Source organism: Paraburkholderia bannensis, assembly GCF_014200455.1.
Classification (GTDB): domain Bacteria; phylum Pseudomonadota; class Gammaproteobacteria; order Burkholderiales; family Burkholderiaceae; genus Paraburkholderia; species Paraburkholderia bannensis_A.
Map to the genome: position 1 here is coordinate 278698 of NZ_JACHBW010000007.1, position 15442 is coordinate 294139.

10 protein-coding genes are annotated in these 15442 nt (G+C 59.2%); 9 read left to right on the forward strand and 1 reads right to left on the reverse strand.

Annotated elements, in window-relative coordinates; all coding sequences use genetic code 11:
* Positions 1–15: 15 nt before the first annotated feature.
* From F4827_RS14165 to F4827_RS14185, 5 genes are read left to right on the forward strand one after another with little or no spacing between them, the layout of a single operon-like run.
* Entirely contained in the window at positions 16–798 is a 783-nt protein-coding gene (locus F4827_RS14165; protein ID WP_183724567.1) for an ABC transporter permease, read from the forward strand.
* A 9-nt stretch (positions 799–807) separates the two neighbouring features.
* Positions 808–1557, forward strand: coding sequence for an ABC transporter ATP-binding protein (locus F4827_RS14170; protein WP_183724568.1), 750 nt, complete (start codon positions 808–810; stop codon positions 1555–1557).
* Position 1558: 1 nt separating this feature from the next.
* Entirely contained in the window at positions 1559–3451 is a 1893-nt protein-coding gene (locus tag F4827_RS14175; RefSeq protein WP_183724569.1) for a glycosyltransferase, read from the forward strand.
* A gap of 31 nt (positions 3452–3482) precedes the next feature.
* Positions 3483–6935, forward strand: coding sequence for a glycosyltransferase (locus tag F4827_RS14180; protein WP_183724570.1), 3453 nt, complete (start codon positions 3483–3485; stop codon positions 6933–6935).
* A gap of 2 nt (positions 6936–6937) precedes the next feature.
* Positions 6938–8881 carry a glycosyltransferase family 9 protein gene (locus F4827_RS14185; RefSeq protein ID WP_183724571.1) on the forward strand — a complete coding sequence of 648 codons (1944 nt, stop codon included), beginning with the start codon at positions 6938–6940 and terminating at the stop codon, positions 8879–8881.
* 65 nt (positions 8882–8946) lie between these two features.
* Here the strand turns inward: F4827_RS14185 and F4827_RS14190 are convergent, their stop codons facing one another.
* Positions 8947–10122, reverse strand: coding sequence for an acyltransferase (locus F4827_RS14190; RefSeq protein ID WP_183724572.1), 1176 nt, complete (start codon positions 10120–10122; stop codon positions 8947–8949).
* A gap of 535 nt (positions 10123–10657) precedes the next feature.
* Between F4827_RS14190 and F4827_RS14195 the strand changes: the two genes are divergently transcribed.
* From F4827_RS14195 to F4827_RS14210, 4 genes are read left to right on the forward strand one after another with little or no spacing between them, the layout of a single operon-like run.
* Entirely contained in the window at positions 10658–11479 is an 822-nt protein-coding gene (locus F4827_RS14195) for a glycosyltransferase family 2 protein (RefSeq protein ID WP_311673424.1), read from the forward strand.
* Positions 11476–12432 (forward strand): SDR family oxidoreductase, encoded by a 957-nt coding sequence (locus F4827_RS14200; protein ID WP_183724613.1) that lies wholly within the window; start codon positions 11476–11478, stop codon positions 12430–12432. The genes F4827_RS14195 and F4827_RS14200 overlap by 4 nt, the downstream gene beginning before the upstream one ends.
* A 26-nt stretch (positions 12433–12458) precedes the next feature.
* Complete coding sequence (locus tag F4827_RS14205; RefSeq protein ID WP_183724614.1) at positions 12459–13496, forward strand: glycosyltransferase family 4 protein; 1038 nt, start codon at positions 12459–12461, stop codon at positions 13494–13496.
* A complete protein-coding gene (locus F4827_RS14210) occupies positions 13483–15366 on the forward strand; it encodes a nucleoside-diphosphate sugar epimerase/dehydratase (RefSeq protein ID WP_183724574.1) in 1884 nt (627 codons plus the stop codon). Before F4827_RS14205 ends, F4827_RS14210 begins: the two co-directional genes overlap by 14 nt.
* Positions 15367–15442: the final 76 nt, after the last annotated feature.

A 15442-nucleotide genomic window follows, 5' to 3' on the forward strand; every position in this document is an offset into this window, starting at 1 on the left:
CCCTCGACTACAGCTATGTTCAACTTGATATTTACAGACCTGAAGCAGAGCATCGCGTCCTACCGGTTGTGGACCTTGCTTGGCTGGCTTGAAATCCGGCAGCGCTATGCGCGCTCGCGCGTGGGGCCGTTCTGGCTGACCATCAGTATGGGCGTCATGATCGGCTCGATCGGCGTGGTGTACGGGTCGCTGTTCGGCCAGAAGATGAGCGACTATCTGCCGTTTCTGGCGATCAGCCTCGTGATGTGGACGATGTTTGCCCAGACTGTGCAGGAAGGCAGCATCGCTTACATCAATAGCGCGACGTATATCCGGCAGGCTGCAACGCCAAAGCTAATTTACGTTTTCCAGGTCGTGTGGCGCAATCTCGTCATTCTTGCGCACAACTTCATCATCGTGCTGATCCTGCTTGCCATTTACGGCGTCAAGGATTGGGCCGTGTTGCCGATCTTCGTTCCTGCACTGCTGCTTTATCTTGCCAATGCGCTGTGGGTTGCGATGCTCGCGGGCCTGTTGTCGGCCCGTTTCCGCGACCTTCCGCAGATCATTTCGGCGCTGATCCAGATTGCATTTTACGTAACGCCGATCATCTATCGCCCGGATTCGTTGAAGCGCTTCGCGTTCATCGTTCAACTGAATCCGCTTGCCCACCTGATCGAACTGGTGCGCGCACCGTTGATCGGACAGATGCCGTCGGCTACGACTTGGGGCGTCGCGATTGGCCTCGCCGTCGTGGGCTGGACTTTTGCGCTGGCAATGACCGGCCGATATCTCAAACGCATTCCGTACTGGGTCTAGGAGAGCACTGTGGCATTTATCGAATTGAAAGGTGCGTGTCTGGACCTGCCTATTTACGACGTGCAGGGACGCTCGCTCAAGAAGCAGGTGCTTCGCATGGGCCGCCGCAACACGATCGCCGAGGACAGCGACGGTGTGGTCGTCGTGAAGGCGCTCGAAAACGTGGATCTGCGTTTCGAAGCTGGCGACCGCATTGGTTTGATCGGGCGAAACGGCGCAGGCAAGTCGACGCTGCTGCGCACGATGGCGGGCATCTATGCGCCGACGCGCGGCACGGTCGAAAGCGATGGCAAGATCGTGCCGTTGCTAGATATCAGTCTCGGCATGGATGACAACTCCACCGGGATGCAGAACATCCGTCTGCGTGGACTGCTGCTCGGCATGACAGATGCAGAGATCAGGGCGAAGACCGAGAGTATTGTCCAGTTCTGTGAGCTGGGCGATTACCTTGATTTGCCACTACGCACCTATTCGAGCGGGATGCGGGTTCGCCTTGCATTCGCAGTGTCGACGGCAGTCGATGCCGAAATTTTGTTGCTTGACGAGGTTATGGGCGTGGGCGATGCAGCGTTCATGCACAAGGCTCAGGAGCGTCTGCACGACCTGCATAGCCGCGCTGAGATCGTGGTCCTTGCCATGCACGCAAATTCTGAGATCCGTCGCGTGTGCAACAAGGCGCTCTGGATGGACGGCGGCCGCGTGCGCGCATTCGGTCCAGTCGAGGAAGTCGTCGCGGCGTACGAGCAGCAGGTCGGCTGACATGCGCTGGAGTTCTGTGCCCGGGTCCGCGTACCGAGCCTGGCGCGCAGCCCATCAGGCTGTGCGCTCGCGCGGCGGTGTCCTGCCGGTGGCGCGGGCTGCGATGGGCGTGATTCGGCGACAAGGTCTGGGCGGTGTGCGCAGTCTGCTTTCGCGCGCGGCCAGAACCGACGACTACGGCGCATGGATTGCCCGTTTCGACACCATCGACGAGGCAAGCCGTGCTTCGCTGCGCGATAAAGTCGCGCAGCTTAAGGGGCGTCCGCGCATTTCCATCGTCGTGCCGGTGTTCAATCCGCGGGCAGAGCACCTGCGCGACATGCTGGAATCTGTTCTCGCACAGATCTATCCGGACTGGGAACTGTGTTTGTGCGACGATGCGTCCACTGAACCTCATGTCGCAGAGATTCTCGCGCAGTACGCGGCTGCGGATACCCGCATCAAGACGATGCGTCGCGACGTCAATGGCCATATTTGCGTGGCCAGTAATGATGCGCTTGCGCTGGCGACCGGCGACTATGTCGCGCTTCTTGACCACGACGACAGGCTCGCAGAACACGCGCTGTATCTGATCGCGCGCTATCTTCAGTTGCATCCGCAAGCGAAGCTGCTGTACAGCGATGAGGACAAACTGACGCCCGACGGTGAGCGTATCGAACCGTATTTCAAGCCGGACTGGGACCCTATTCTCATGCTCGGACAGAATATGTTCTCGCACCTTGGTGTCATTTCGACGGCGTTGGTGCGCGAGGTCGGCGGTTTTCGAGCGGGATTCGAAGGCAGTCAGGATCACGACCTCGTGTTGCGCTGTGCGGAGGAAGTGGATGCGTCCGCAATCGTTCACATTCCGCACGTGCTGTATCACTGGCGCATCAGTGAGCAAAGCACCGCGCGGGAAGTGGCGGCCAAGCCGTATGTGCGCGAGGCAGCGAAGCGTGCGGTTAAAGAGCATCTTGAGAGGACTGGCCGCATCGCTGATGTCGATTGGCTGCGCCCGACGTCGTCCATGCTGCGCGTGGTTTTTCCGGTGCAGCAGCCGCAGCCGCTGGTGTCGGTCATCATTCCGACACGTGATAAGCCGGACTTGCTGGCCCAATGCATCGACAGTCTGTCGCAGCGGACGCGCTACGCAAATATCGAAATCCTGATCGTCGATAATGGCTCGACCGATGCGCGCGCGCTGGCGTTGCTGTCGGCATACGATGCAAAAGAAAACTGCCGCGTGATACGCGATGACTCGCCGTTCAACTATTCTGCGCTCAACAATCGGGCGGCGGCGTTGGCGCGCGGCGCCGTGCTGTGTCTGTTGAACAACGATATCGAGTCGCGTGATCCGGAGTGGCTGTCGATCCTTTGCGGCTATGCGATGCAGCCTGGCATCGGTGCGGTGGGCTGCGCGCTCTGGTATCCGAATGAGCGGTTGCAGCACGGCGGCGTCGCGCTCGCGGGCGATGACGTCGCGGGCCATCTCCACCACATGCTTGGCCGCGACGAAGCGGGCTACTTTGGCCGCGCATTGCTGGCGCAGCAGGTTTCCGCGGTGACCGGCGCGTGCCTGGTGGTCAGGAAGGCGCTTTTCGAGCAGGTTGGCGGGCTCGATGAGGAAAATCTTGGCATTGCATACAACGATATCGATTTTTGCCTGAAGTTGAATATGGAAGGATATCGTAACGTGTATGTGCCCTATGCCAACCTCTACCACCACGAGTCAGCATCCCGTGGGGCGGACCGTACCGGCGAGCGCGCGGCCCGGTTGAATCGCGAGGCGGCGTGGATGAGACAGCGATGGGGAAAAAGGCTGGTGAGCGATCCTGCCTACAACCCAAATCTCGAAATCGATGGCGGGCAGTTTTTCCGTTTGTCGGAATCGCCGCGTATAGGTCAGTTTGACTAGGCATCTCTCTAGCGGAATCTACGAAGGAATCATGAAATTCACCGGCGAACGCTTTGTCCCAGACCAGAAGGGCAATATTGAGCTCGAACACGTGCACCGGTATCTTTGTGCCGCTGAGCTATGTAAGGGTAAAACAGTACTCGATATCGCCTGCGGAGAGGGTTACGGTTCGTCGCTGCTCGCGCGTAGCGCGGCTAGCGTCATCGGCGTGGATATCGCGCAGGAAGCTGTCGATCATGCGTCGCAGCATCACGCGGCTGCGAACCTGCAATTCCGGTTGGGTTCAGCGGCGAAAATGCCGATCGACGACGCGTCGATCGATGTCGTTGTGAGCTTCGAGACCATCGAGCATCACGATCAGCACGACGAGATGATGGCCGAGATCCGGCGCGTGCTGCGTCCGGGCGGCTTGCTTATCATGTCAAGCCCGGATCGCGTGGTCTACTCCGAGATTCCAGGCTTTCGCAATGAATACCACGTCAAGGAACTGACCCGGGAGGAGTTCGAGACGTTGGTGCGTGCTTCGTTCAAGCATGTCGCCATTTATGGCCAGCGAGTCGTCTATGCATCGGCGTTGCTCGCGGAGCAGGGCGGGCCCATCGAGAGCTTTCGCAAGACCTCGTCTAACGTCGAGCATGACTCGGGGCTCGTCGCGCCGATGTATCTCATCGCCGTCGCATCCGACGCCGAGGTGCCGCCGCTGGCGTCCGGTGTGTTCGAGACCGATATTAGCGAGTCCGATGCAGTGACTCAGCTCAAGGCCACGATCGCCGCACGCGACCATGAGATTTTCGAGTTCAACGAGGGCCGCACGGCGCTTGAAGCGGCGTTCCATCAGGTGCGGGGCGCCGAAGAAGAGGCTCGTGCTGCTCATGCGCGTACTGAAGAAGCACGCGCGCAGGCCCAGGAGAAGTTGGAGCAGACCCTGAGCGCCTTGGCGAACGCCCAGGCGCACGCAGCAGAGCAGGCGACGCAACTGGAAAGCGCGACGGCCTCGATCAATATGCTGCGCAGTGCGGCCCGGGTGCAGCGGACCGAGTTGACCCGTCTGCAGGCCGAGAAGCACGCGCTCGAAGCCTCGCTTAGCCGGCTCGGTGCATCGGTCGAGCAACTCAACGCCGCGGTGCATGCCTATCGCACATCGTTCAGTTGGCGCATCACCGCTCCCGTTCGTGTGGCGAGCCGCGTTGCGCGGCGTGGCCGCAACGTCGCCCGCGGCTTGTATCGCTTGATGATGTCGGCGGGCAAGCCGACGTTCACGCCCGTCCACGAGATGCAGTCGACAGGAGGAGCCGGCTTCGTGTCCACAGGCGCTGATCCGCAGGTCGCGGTCACACCGCACTGGGCCGGACTGCGTCCGGGTTGGGCAGTGCTCACGGTCGATATGGACTCAAATGAACCGAGTCTGAATCCGGTCCTTTATGCCTTCCACGGCGCTGACGGCGCGCAAGTTTCGTCTTACGCCATGCCTGGCTACGGCAAGGGGCGAGAGAGGCGCCTGATCGTGCTGCCGCCGGATGTGCGCTCGCTGCGATTCGATCCGACCGATCGCCGCGACGTTCGCTTTAGTCTAAAAGACGTCTCCGTTCGCAGCATCGGCAGGCTGGGCTTGGTTCGCGAAGGTTATGCCGCGCTTTCGCCTGAACAACGAGGGCAGGTCTGGCGCGCCCTTCTTGGCGCAAAACTTCGGCTGGCTAAGACCTTGGTGCGCTCGGGCATTGTCGGCAAATACGACAAGGGTGAATATCGCGCGTGGGTGGAGACTTATGACACGCTCACCGAGCAGGATCTCGTGCGCCTGCGCGAACTGGGTGACGCGCTGGCAAAAAAGCCGCTCATTTCGGTCGTAATGCCGGTCTACAACACACGTCCCAAATATCTGCGCAAAGCGCTCGACAGCGTTATTGCGCAAACGTATCCGAATTGGGAACTGTGCATTGCTGACGACGCATCGCCGAATCCGGAAATTCGCACGGTGCTGGAAGAATATATGCGTAAGGACGCGCGAATTCGCGTAGTCTTCCGCGAGAAAAACGGCCATATCTCGGCGTCGACCAATTCGGCGATCGAGATTGTCAAGGGCGAATTTGTCGCACTGATGGATCACGACGACGCCATCCCTGCGCACACGCTGTTTATGGTGGCCGACGAGATCAATCGTCATCCGGACGTCGACCTTATCTATACCGACGAGGATAAGGTTGATGAGAACGATCAGCGTCACGATCCGCACTTCAAGACCGACTGGAATCGCGAACTGTTCTACTCGCAGAATTTCATCGCGCATCTTGGCGTGTACCGCACGTCGATTGTGCGGCAGATCGGTGGTTTCAGGGTGGGTTTCGAGGGCAGCCAGGATTACGATTTCGCGCTGCGCTTCCTCAAGCACACAGATGGCAAGCGAATCCGCCATATTCCGCACGTTCTGTACCATTGGCGGATTTTCCCCGGCGTGTCAAGCTTCTCGACCGACAATCCCGATGCGTCGGTCGACACCGCACGCCGCGCGATGGTTGAGTACTTCGCGGATGTTGAACCGACGTCAGAAGTGTTGCCTATCGACAGCTTCCCGGGTTGGTGGCGCATCAAACGCCAGCCGCCCGTCGAACTGCCGCGTGTCTCGCTCATCGTGCCGACTCGTGACCGTGTGGGTGTTTTACGCGCGGCCGTTGATGGACTGATGCACGAGACGAACTACGAGAACCTGGAAATTATCGTCGTCGACAACGACAGCGAGGAAGAAGAGACGCTCGAATACTTCGAGCAAATCAAGCGCGATCCGCGAGTCAAGGTACTGCGTGTGCCGGGCGCATTCAACTTCTCCGCGCTCAACAACGCGGCGGTCGAGATCGCTACGGGTTCGATGATTGGGTTCATCAACAACGATATCGAGATCATTCATTCGGACTGGCTGCTGGAGATGGTGGCGCAACTGGCGCAGCCGAACGTCGGCGCGGTAGGTGCGAAGCTTTACTACGCCAACGATACGATCCAGCACGCCGGCGTGGTGCTGGGCCTTTACGGTGTGGCTGCGCACGGACACCGGCATTTCCCTCGCAATACGATCGGCTATTTCGGTCGTCCGATGCTGGTGCAGAATATGACTGCCGTGACGGCAGCTTGCATGTTGGCGCGCAAGGACGTGTTCGAGAAGGTCGGCGGTTACGATGAAATTAATCTCACCGTGGGTTACAACGACGTGGATCTGTGCCTGAAGATTCGCGAGGCTGGCTATGACGTCGTCTATACACCGTTTGCTGAGCTGTACCACTTGGAGTCGATTTCGCGTGGCGCGAATCTTTCGGCTGCGCAGATCGAGCGCGATGCACTTGAGCGCGCTTACATGATGTCCCGATGGGGTAATGTCATCGCTCACGATCCTTTCTACAGCCCCAACCTCACGGTTGCAGCAGAGAACTACGGTCTTGCCTTTCCGCCGCGTGCAGTGAAGCGCTGGAAAGATACTGATGCGCAGGTGCGATGAACATGAAAGCAAGTGCAAAACGGAAATTGAAACGCATGATCCGGCGTGCGGCCCCTGGGCTTGCGGATCGGTTGAGCTTGGCCTTGCGTGCACGGCGCGGTGATGATGCGCGCAATGCAGCGCGATTCGGAAACCTGATTGCGCAGATTCAGGAAAGCCAGCGCGCTTTCGACGCACGTGTGCACATCGACGACGCGGATGTGGCGGCGCTTGCTTCGCGATCGTCAATTGTCGTGTCTGGAGCGGCGCCATTCGACAATGTATCGGTTTTCATTGATGAACTCCGCAATGAGAAACTGGATGTCGCGGAGATCGTGGTTGTCGACGCTACGGCGGAACAACCGCGTCTAGTGGCGATTCGCGATCACGTTGCGGCTTGGCGGCGGCGGCTGCCGCTTACCAGTTTCAAGGTGGTGCCCAGCGACTCGCAGGATTTCAGGTACGTCGATGCGCTTGCGCTCGGGTGGCGCGAGACGCAGCACGAGAATGTATGGGTCGTGGGGCGTTACGACATTCCCCTCGATGGGTGTTTTACCTATCTGTTCAAGACCCAACTCGAACAGAGAAATCGTGCCGTAATCGTTTCTGGCACGGTCGAGCCAGGTGCAAGCTTGCGCTCGGTTGTCGTTGATCTTGGTCCAGTTTGCGAGCAGGAAGAGGGAATTCTCGAAGCAGCGTCTTGCGCCGCACTGCTCGCGCGAGCGATCAACGCAAGCAGTGTTCAAACGCAAAAATTGCCGATGGATCAACCGCTTGACGCCTTTTCGGAGGGCATCTACGGCGGTCCGCGTGCATTATTGGCCGACGAGGACGGTCAACTGCTCGACACGCGTTTGCTGAGCAATCTCGCCGTGACCAAACTATCCCAAAGGCTACGGGCGAAGGGGGTAGCGCTTGTGCGTAGTGGCAGCGCGTATTCGCGTTCGACACTGGGGAAAATGACCGACGGAGCAGAGCCATGGGAATCGATCCACGATTTGCGTCGGATTGCGGCGAGCGCGTCGTCGGCCACGCCTGACAAAAATGAAGTCATCGAGATCGTTTGTCCATTTCATCGTGGCGACATGATCCTCGCTGTTCAGGTGGCAGCGAGTGCGGCCGCGGTTGGCAAGCGCGTACGCTTGCACGTTGCGGAACCGCTAGTCTCCTGGGCGAAGGAGTTCGGGCCGAGCCTTAACGTCGAATCGATCCCCGTTCCGGTGGTCAGCGCGGAAGAGACGTACCCCGTGCTGCTCGACTCATATCAATACGTCTCGCTGCGGCGTGATGCCGTCCCACGCATTGCACGCAGCCATCCGAGTCGTCACTTGTCGGACACTGGACGCAATCTTGTCGAATATATGCTGGGGGAGGCAGGGCTTCCGCTCGAAACGCGTTTGCCGAATCTGCAACCGATCAGTACCGACGCACAACGTCGTCGCGCGCGTGAACTCGTCGATGCGATTGGTGAAGATATTGTCTTTGTGCATCCGCTTGGCGGCTGGAGCTTGAAGTCCATTCCTCCGCACATCATGGCGGGTCTGGCGGAGGAGGTTCATAGAGCGGGATTCAAGCTCGTTCAAATTGGTGCGGCCAAAGATAGGCGCGTCGCTCACACCGATGGCGCGATTCTTGAAAACTTCATGCCGTCACAGTGGAAAGAGATTCTTTGGCTTGGGCGTGCGCTGATCTGCGTGGACTCCTGGACGTCGCACTTCGGCGCGATCCTTGATATTCCGCAAGTCTGCATGTATGGCTCGACGCACCCGGACCACGTGAATTCCAAGCGCTGGTTCAGGAGCCAGGCGAATCCGTGCCTGAATCTCGGACCTATTGTCAACTGCTCGCCGTGCAACTCGCTGACCTGCGTTGCATATCCTGAAAGGGATTACTGCACCGGATATACGGTCGATTCGGTGGCGCTGCAGGCGTTCTTTGCGATGCTGCCTGCGGCCAGCGCGAGTTGAAGCCGGGACGGCGTCTTTTTTTGCGCGGGAGGAGACGGCGGCCGCGCTGTCTCTCCGCTTGGTCGTCAAGACGCGGATGCGCAGTCCGCCGCAACTGGCACATTTTGGTTCTGGAGCAGCGGAAACTCTATGTAACGATAGGTCAAGCTGGCGAGCAGCACGGTCATGCCGACTACGCTCGCGCCAAAACTGATGTAGCTAAGGTGCGAAAGCGAAGCGATGGGGACAATGTGGTTGAGCAGTCGAGACGCAAGATAAAGCACCCAGTTGTGCAGCAAATAGATGCTGTAGCTCAACAAGCCTAATAGACGAGCAGCCTTGTTTGCGAGCAGGCCGAATAATGTGTTGCCTCCGGCGATGATCAGAAACGTCACCCAAAGCAGGGCCGCTGCGCCTGCTGAATAGATCAGCGGCTGCCAGTAGATTGCGGTGACGGTGCAGCAAATCGCTACCACGGCAGGTACGACGCCATTGCACAAGCGTTGGACCGAGGAAATGCGTAGTGCCATCGCGCTCGCGCAGCCCGCGATGAAATACCACTCGACTTGGCTGGACGAGAACAACGCGATACACGCGCATGTGCCAAACGCGACCATGGCCGTACCCCAGCGTATCGTAAGCGCGCCTAGCAAGGGTAGGAGGAGATAAAACTTCCACTCGTAGGTCAGTGACCAGAAGACCGTATTGATCAGCGGCGTTGGCGCGAAGCCGTTGATTGGTGGTACGCCTGGAAAGGTAAAAAGCAGCCACGAGGCAATTTGCACAAAGAGATCGCGCAGGGGCACATCGAGTCTGAAGTGAGTGAGGGCCAATGCTGTCACGACGACGAGGCCCGCACTTACAAGGTACATAGGGGCGATACGGCGAACACGGTTCTCAAAAAATCGAATAGTGTCAAAGCCGCCTTTGCTTTCGATCAATCGGCCCCAGAAAAGAAATGCCGTGATCATGAAGAACATGGCAACCGAGCCGCGGCCTAGAAAGGTCGAAAGCCGGGACGTCGTCAGTTCCCACGTTCCGGTCTGGTAAAAGTGGTGATTGATATAAATGTGATGAAGCACTACGCCTATCGCGAGAAAGCCGCGCAGGCCGTCGAGCGCGTGGAATCGCGCAGAGGCGATCTCCTTATTGATTGCACTCTTGTAAAAGGTGTTGGAACGACAGACAAACTGCGAGATTCGGAACGCAAGGGCTATGGCAAGCAGCGAACCAAGTGCAATATCAGTAGAAGTCAGAGGCATTGGGGCGAAGCCGCGTTGAATGGGGTGATACGGGTTTCTTCTGCACGAGTCCGTACCGCTTCCCGAGGCTTCGCGCACCGAATCGCACAGGGTGTGCCCTATCGGACAGGAAGCCTTGGCTTCGAAGCGGAACGACGATTGTTTGTGGACTAACAGAATTCTATCGTTTGCGCATCAATGTTGATGCAGTGGACCTGAATTGGCCACAAAATGTGGCTTGCAGGTAGATCGTGCCCTTTTTTGTCGGCGGCTCTGTGCTGTCCTTGGAAGTCGAAATGATGCCATTCCCACGCCCGGATTTGTGGGGGGCAACATAAGTAGTGGCCTCTATGAAAGACCATGCAACTTCGGCGTGGCTTTTCCTCAAAGGAGGAGTACCCCGCAACGTCAGCCCCCCGTAACAAAAGTAAAAGCCGGTTGCTGGAACCGTTAGTTTTCAGCAAACTGTTCTTTTTTATCTCCCCCACTTGGTGCGGATGGTGCATTGGGCGCCAGATCGTCGCGTGTTTAGATGACAATGAGTGCGGAATCCAGCATGGATTACGGCGTGGTATCCGTATCGGTGGTCGTGTTCTATCCCGACCAGCAACTTCTAACCAGAACCTTCAACAGTCTCGCCGCTGCTGGCGCGGATCTCGCTCGAGTCAAGCCTGGCATCTCGATTCGTCTCTATCTGGTGGACAACGGCGGTATGCCACAAGTGGGCGACACACTTGCCGCTTTGGGGCGGGCCGGCATCGATAGCACGGTGATTTCCGGCCATGGCAACGTCGGATATGGGCGGGGGCACAACCTCGCGATCGAGCAGGTATCCAGCCGCTACCACCTCGTCCTCAATCCGGACGTCGATATAGAGACAGGAGCGTTGGTGGAGGCGATCGAATTTATGGACGCGCACCCGCAAGCGGGTTTGCTTACACCTGCCATCATCGACGACACGGGCAAACTTCAGTATCTGTGCCGCCAGTTTCCCGCACTTACCGATCTGTTCGTGCGAGGCTTCCTGCCGCGCGCCGCGCGCCGTCCGTTCGAGGCGCGTCTTGCGCGGTACGAGATGCGCGCGCAGATCAATGAGAGCGACACGATCTGGGATCCGCCCATCGTAAGCGGTTGCTTCATGCTGTTCCGCACGGACGTGCTGAAAATGTTGGCCGGTTTCGACGTGCGCTACTTCCTTTATTTTGAGGATTACGATCTGAGTTTGCGCACGCATGATGTGGCTCGCGTTGTTTATGCTCCCGCGGTGCGAGTGCTGCATCACGGCGGCGGAGCGTCGCGCAAGGGCTTGGCGCATATCCGCATGTTCCTGGCGTCGGCGTTCAAGTTCTATAACCGATTTGGATGGAAGTGGTTGTGAGCGGCGTTCTGGTGACGGGGGCAAACGGCTTGGTCGGACGCGCGCTTTGCCGGACCATGACGCGCGAGGGGCACGAAGTCACCGCGCTTGTCCGGCGCGATGGCGTGCAGGTGGCCGGCGCGCGCGAGTGGTGCTATTCCACCGCGGATTTCGCGGGGCTGGAGCAAGCCTGGCCACCGGGCTACGTGCCCGATTGCGTGGTGCATTTAGCAGCGCGCGTTCATGTCATGAACGATGAGGCGCCGGACCCTTTGGCGGCGTTTCAGGCGACCAACGTCGACGGCACTTTGCGCGTGGCGCGAGCCGCTCAGGCGCGCGGCGTACCCCGGATGGTGTTCGTCAGCAGCATCAAGGCGGTCGCCGAGTCGGATGCCGGCATGCCGTTGAGCGAATCGACGATGCCCATGCCGCTTGACCCTTATGGGATCTCGAAGAGAGCGGCTGAAGAAGCACTATGGAAATTCGGCGCCGAAACCGGGATGGAGATCGTCGTGGTAAGACCGCCGCTCGTCTACGGGCCGGGAGTGGGCGCTAATTTCTTGCAAATGATGAGCGCCGTATCGCGCGGCTTGCCGTTGCCGCTCGGTCTTGTCGACGCGCGCCGAAGTCTCGTCTATACGGACAATCTCGCCGATGCGCTGATGCGCTGCGCGACTGACAGACGTGCCGCCAATTCCTGTTTTCATGTCGCGGACAATGGCGATCTTTCGGTCGCGGAGTTGCTGCGAGCATTGGGACGCCATCTGGGGCGGTCCGCGCGGCTATTGCCGGTGCCGGTGAGCTTGCTTCGGGCGGCCGGCGCGCTCCTTGGGCGGTCGGCCCAGATCGAACGGCTGACGACGGGCCTTCAAGTCAACGCTTCGCGCATTCGTGAACAGCTCGGCTGGTATCCGCCTACGCCTCTGGACTCGGGGCTCGAAGCGACCGCGCATTGGTTCCGTGCGACGCACTGATTACGCGGAGACCTTACACATTGACGTTGAATGTACCGATTTCGCCCTGGTCGACGCTCGCGTCGACCGTCGTGGTATGCGCGGCGCTTTGCGCGGCCATCCTAGGCTTATTGTTGAAGAGCGGACTTGCATGGCGGCTCGCCACTGACATCCCTAACGAGCGTTCATTGCACGTGCGGCCCACACCGCGTGTCGGCGGCTGGGGGCTGGTCCCGGTTGCCGTCGGTGCTACGCTGCTGCTCGCGCCTTCGCTGTGGCTGATTGCGATCGCCGCCGTTTTCGTCGCAGCTGTCTCGCAAATTGATGATCGGCGTGGCTTGCCTGCGCGTGTGCGGTTCGCGGCCCATTTCCTCGCCGTGCTGGCGCTCATTGTTGCCTATCCTGCGCCCGCGCCTTGGTGGTGTGCTGCGATGCTGGCGTTTTTGATGCTGTGGCTCGTCAATCTCTACAATTTCATGGACGGCGCAGATGGTCTTGCCGGTGGCATGGCGTTGTTCGGCTTTGGCGGCTATGCCTGCGCAGCCTTGTTCGGGCCGCATCCGCTTTACGAACTCGGTTGGGCCAGTGCGGCAATTGCAGGCGCAGCCATCGGTTTTCTGTTTTTTAACTTTCACCCGGCAAGGATTTTTCTGGGCGATGCTGGTTCTATCCCGTTAGGCTTCCTGGCTGGCGCGCTCGGTTATTGGGGATGGTGTGGCGGTGCATGGCCAATCTGGTTTCCGGCGCTCGTGTTCTCGCCCTTCATTGGGGACGCCTCGGTCACCTTGCTGCGGCGCCTCGCGCGGGGCGAAAAATTTTGGCAAGCGCATCGTGAGCATTACTATCAACGCATGGTTCGCCTTGGGGCTAGTCACGCCGCTACGGCACTGAAGTGGTATCTTGTGATGTTAGTCGGCATAATAATTGCTCATTGGGCCTTGAGGTGCTCTGCGGCCCTGCAGTGGGGAATCGTGGTGGGTTGGGCTGTGGTTCTTGTTCTGATGGGCGCGGCAATCGATGCGCGCTGGCGTAGTTTTCAGTCCCTAACCAGACAACCTGAGGTCAATGCCGATGATTCGCAATAAAGCCTCATGGCTCTCTTTTAGCGCCTTTCTATTTGATGTCGGATCGGTTGCCGCAGCATGGCTGGTTGCATATTTCCTGCGCTTCAACGCATCCGTGCCGCCAGAGTTCTGGCACGGGGCTATTCAAACGCTAATCTGGGTCTTGCCCGCCTACGCCATGATGTTCCGCATCTTCGGTCTCTACCGTGGGATGTGGGTGTTCGCGAGCCTTCCGGACCTGATGCGTATTTCAAAAGCCATCATATCGGCGGCGTTGATCGTAATGATCATTTCGGTCATGTTGCAGCCGATGCCGATCATCCCGCGTTCGGTTCTGATCGTTTCGCCGCTGCTGCTGTTTTTTGTGATGGGCGGCGCGCGTGCGCTCTATCGAGCGACCAAGGAGTTCTATCTGTATGGCGGCCTTGTGGCGCAGGGCAAGCCCGTCATCGTTGTCGGTGCGGGCGGCGCAGGAGCGAGTCTCGCACGTGAGCTGTCTCGCTCGGCCGAATGGCGTCTCGTTGGCCTGCTCGATGACGATCCAGCCAAACAAGGTCGAGAGATTTACGGCTACAAGGTGTTGGGTGCAATCAGCGACATCGAGCATTGGTCGAGCACCTTGCGTTGTGAGTTTGCCATCATCGCCATCCCGTCGGCGTCGGCCGAGGTTCAGCGCCGGGCTGCGACGCAATGCGTGCGCGCCGGCGTCAAGGCACTCATGTTGCCCGCGCTCACCGAACTCACGCCGGGGCAGGGCTTCCTGTCGCAAGTCCGCAATATCGACCTTGAAGACTTGCTGGGCCGCGATGCGGTGAAGATCGACACGCCGCACGTCGAAGCACTGCTGAGCGGGCGCGTCGTCATGGTGACTGGCGCTGGAGGCTCGATCGGCTCCGAGCTTTGCCGGCAGATCCTGCGTTTTGCGCCCGCGCAGCTCGTGGCGGTCGATCTTTCCGAGTATTCCATGTACCGGCTCACGGAAGAGATCCGCGAGCGGTTCCCCGAGTTGTCTGTTGTGCCGATTGTCGGCGATGCGAAGGATGCCCTGCTGCTCGATCAGGTCATGGCGCGTTATACGCCTCACATCGTCTTTCACGCAGCGGCCTACAAGCATGTGCCGTTGATGGAGGAGCTTAACGCGTGGCAGGCGATCCGCAATAACGTGCTGGGCACTTATCGCGTGGCGCGCGCCGCGATCAAGCATCAGGTGCGCCATTTCGTTCTGATTTCGACCGATAAGGCCGTCAATCCGACGAACGTGATGGGCGCAAGCAAACGTCTGGCCGAAATGGCCTGCCAGGCGCTCCAGCAAACGAGTGAGCGCACGCAGTTCGAAACCGTGCGCTTTGGCAATGTGCTCGGAAGCGCGGGCAGTGTCATTCCCAAATTCCAGCAGCAGATTGCGAAGGGCGGTCCCGTGACCGTGACGCACCCGGAAATCACGCGCTTCTTCATGACAATTCCTGAGGCGTCGCAACTCGTGCTGCAGGCGTCGAGCATGGGCCATGGCGGCGAGATTTTCATTCTCGACATGGGCAAGCCGGTCAAGATTGTTGACCTTGCGCGCGATCTGATTCGCCTGTATGGGTTCTCCGAAGAGCAGATTCGGGTGGTGTTCACCGGACTGCGGCCGGGCGAGAAGCTTTACGAAGAGCTGCTCGCCGACGATGAAACGACCACGCGCACGCCGCATCCTAAGTTGCGCATCGCGCGCGCACGCGAGGTGCCGGATAATCTGCTGGATGAACTGCTGCCGTGGCTTATGCAGCATCGCGTCCCGAGCGACGATGAAGTGCGTCGCGATCTGCGGCGGTGGGTGCCCGAGTATCAGCCGGCGGTCAGGCCGAAACTGCAAAGCGTGGGCTTGACTGGGCTGACGGCAGCCCGATAACGCGCGCCACGGTGTTCAGATACTTGAGCGTTGCGCGGATCGCAGGCTAGGCGCTGCGACCCGCGATCTGCACCGT

What these genes read in the sequence shown, in the direction of transcription:
- F4827_RS14210 (WP_183724574.1), top strand. Translation starts at nt 13,483, where the DNA reads ATGATTCGCAATAAAGCCTCATGGCTCTCTTTTAGCGCCTTTCTATTT.
- F4827_RS14175 (WP_183724569.1), top strand. Translation starts at nt 1,559, where the DNA reads ATGCGCTGGAGTTCTGTGCCCGGGTCCGCGTACCGAGCCTGGCGCGCA.
- F4827_RS14195 (WP_311673424.1), top strand. Translation starts at nt 10,658, where the DNA reads ATGGATTACGGCGTGGTATCCGTATCGGTGGTCGTGTTCTATCCCGAC.
- F4827_RS14185 (WP_183724571.1), top strand. Translation starts at nt 6,938, where the DNA reads ATGAAAGCAAGTGCAAAACGGAAATTGAAACGCATGATCCGGCGTGCG.
- F4827_RS14165 (WP_183724567.1), top strand. Translation starts at nt 16, where the DNA reads ATGTTCAACTTGATATTTACAGACCTGAAGCAGAGCATCGCGTCCTAC.
- F4827_RS14180 (WP_183724570.1), top strand. Translation starts at nt 3,483, where the DNA reads ATGAAATTCACCGGCGAACGCTTTGTCCCAGACCAGAAGGGCAATATT.
- F4827_RS14190 (WP_183724572.1), bottom strand. Translation starts at nt 10,122, where the DNA reads ATGCCTCTGACTTCTACTGATATTGCACTTGGTTCGCTGCTTGCCATA.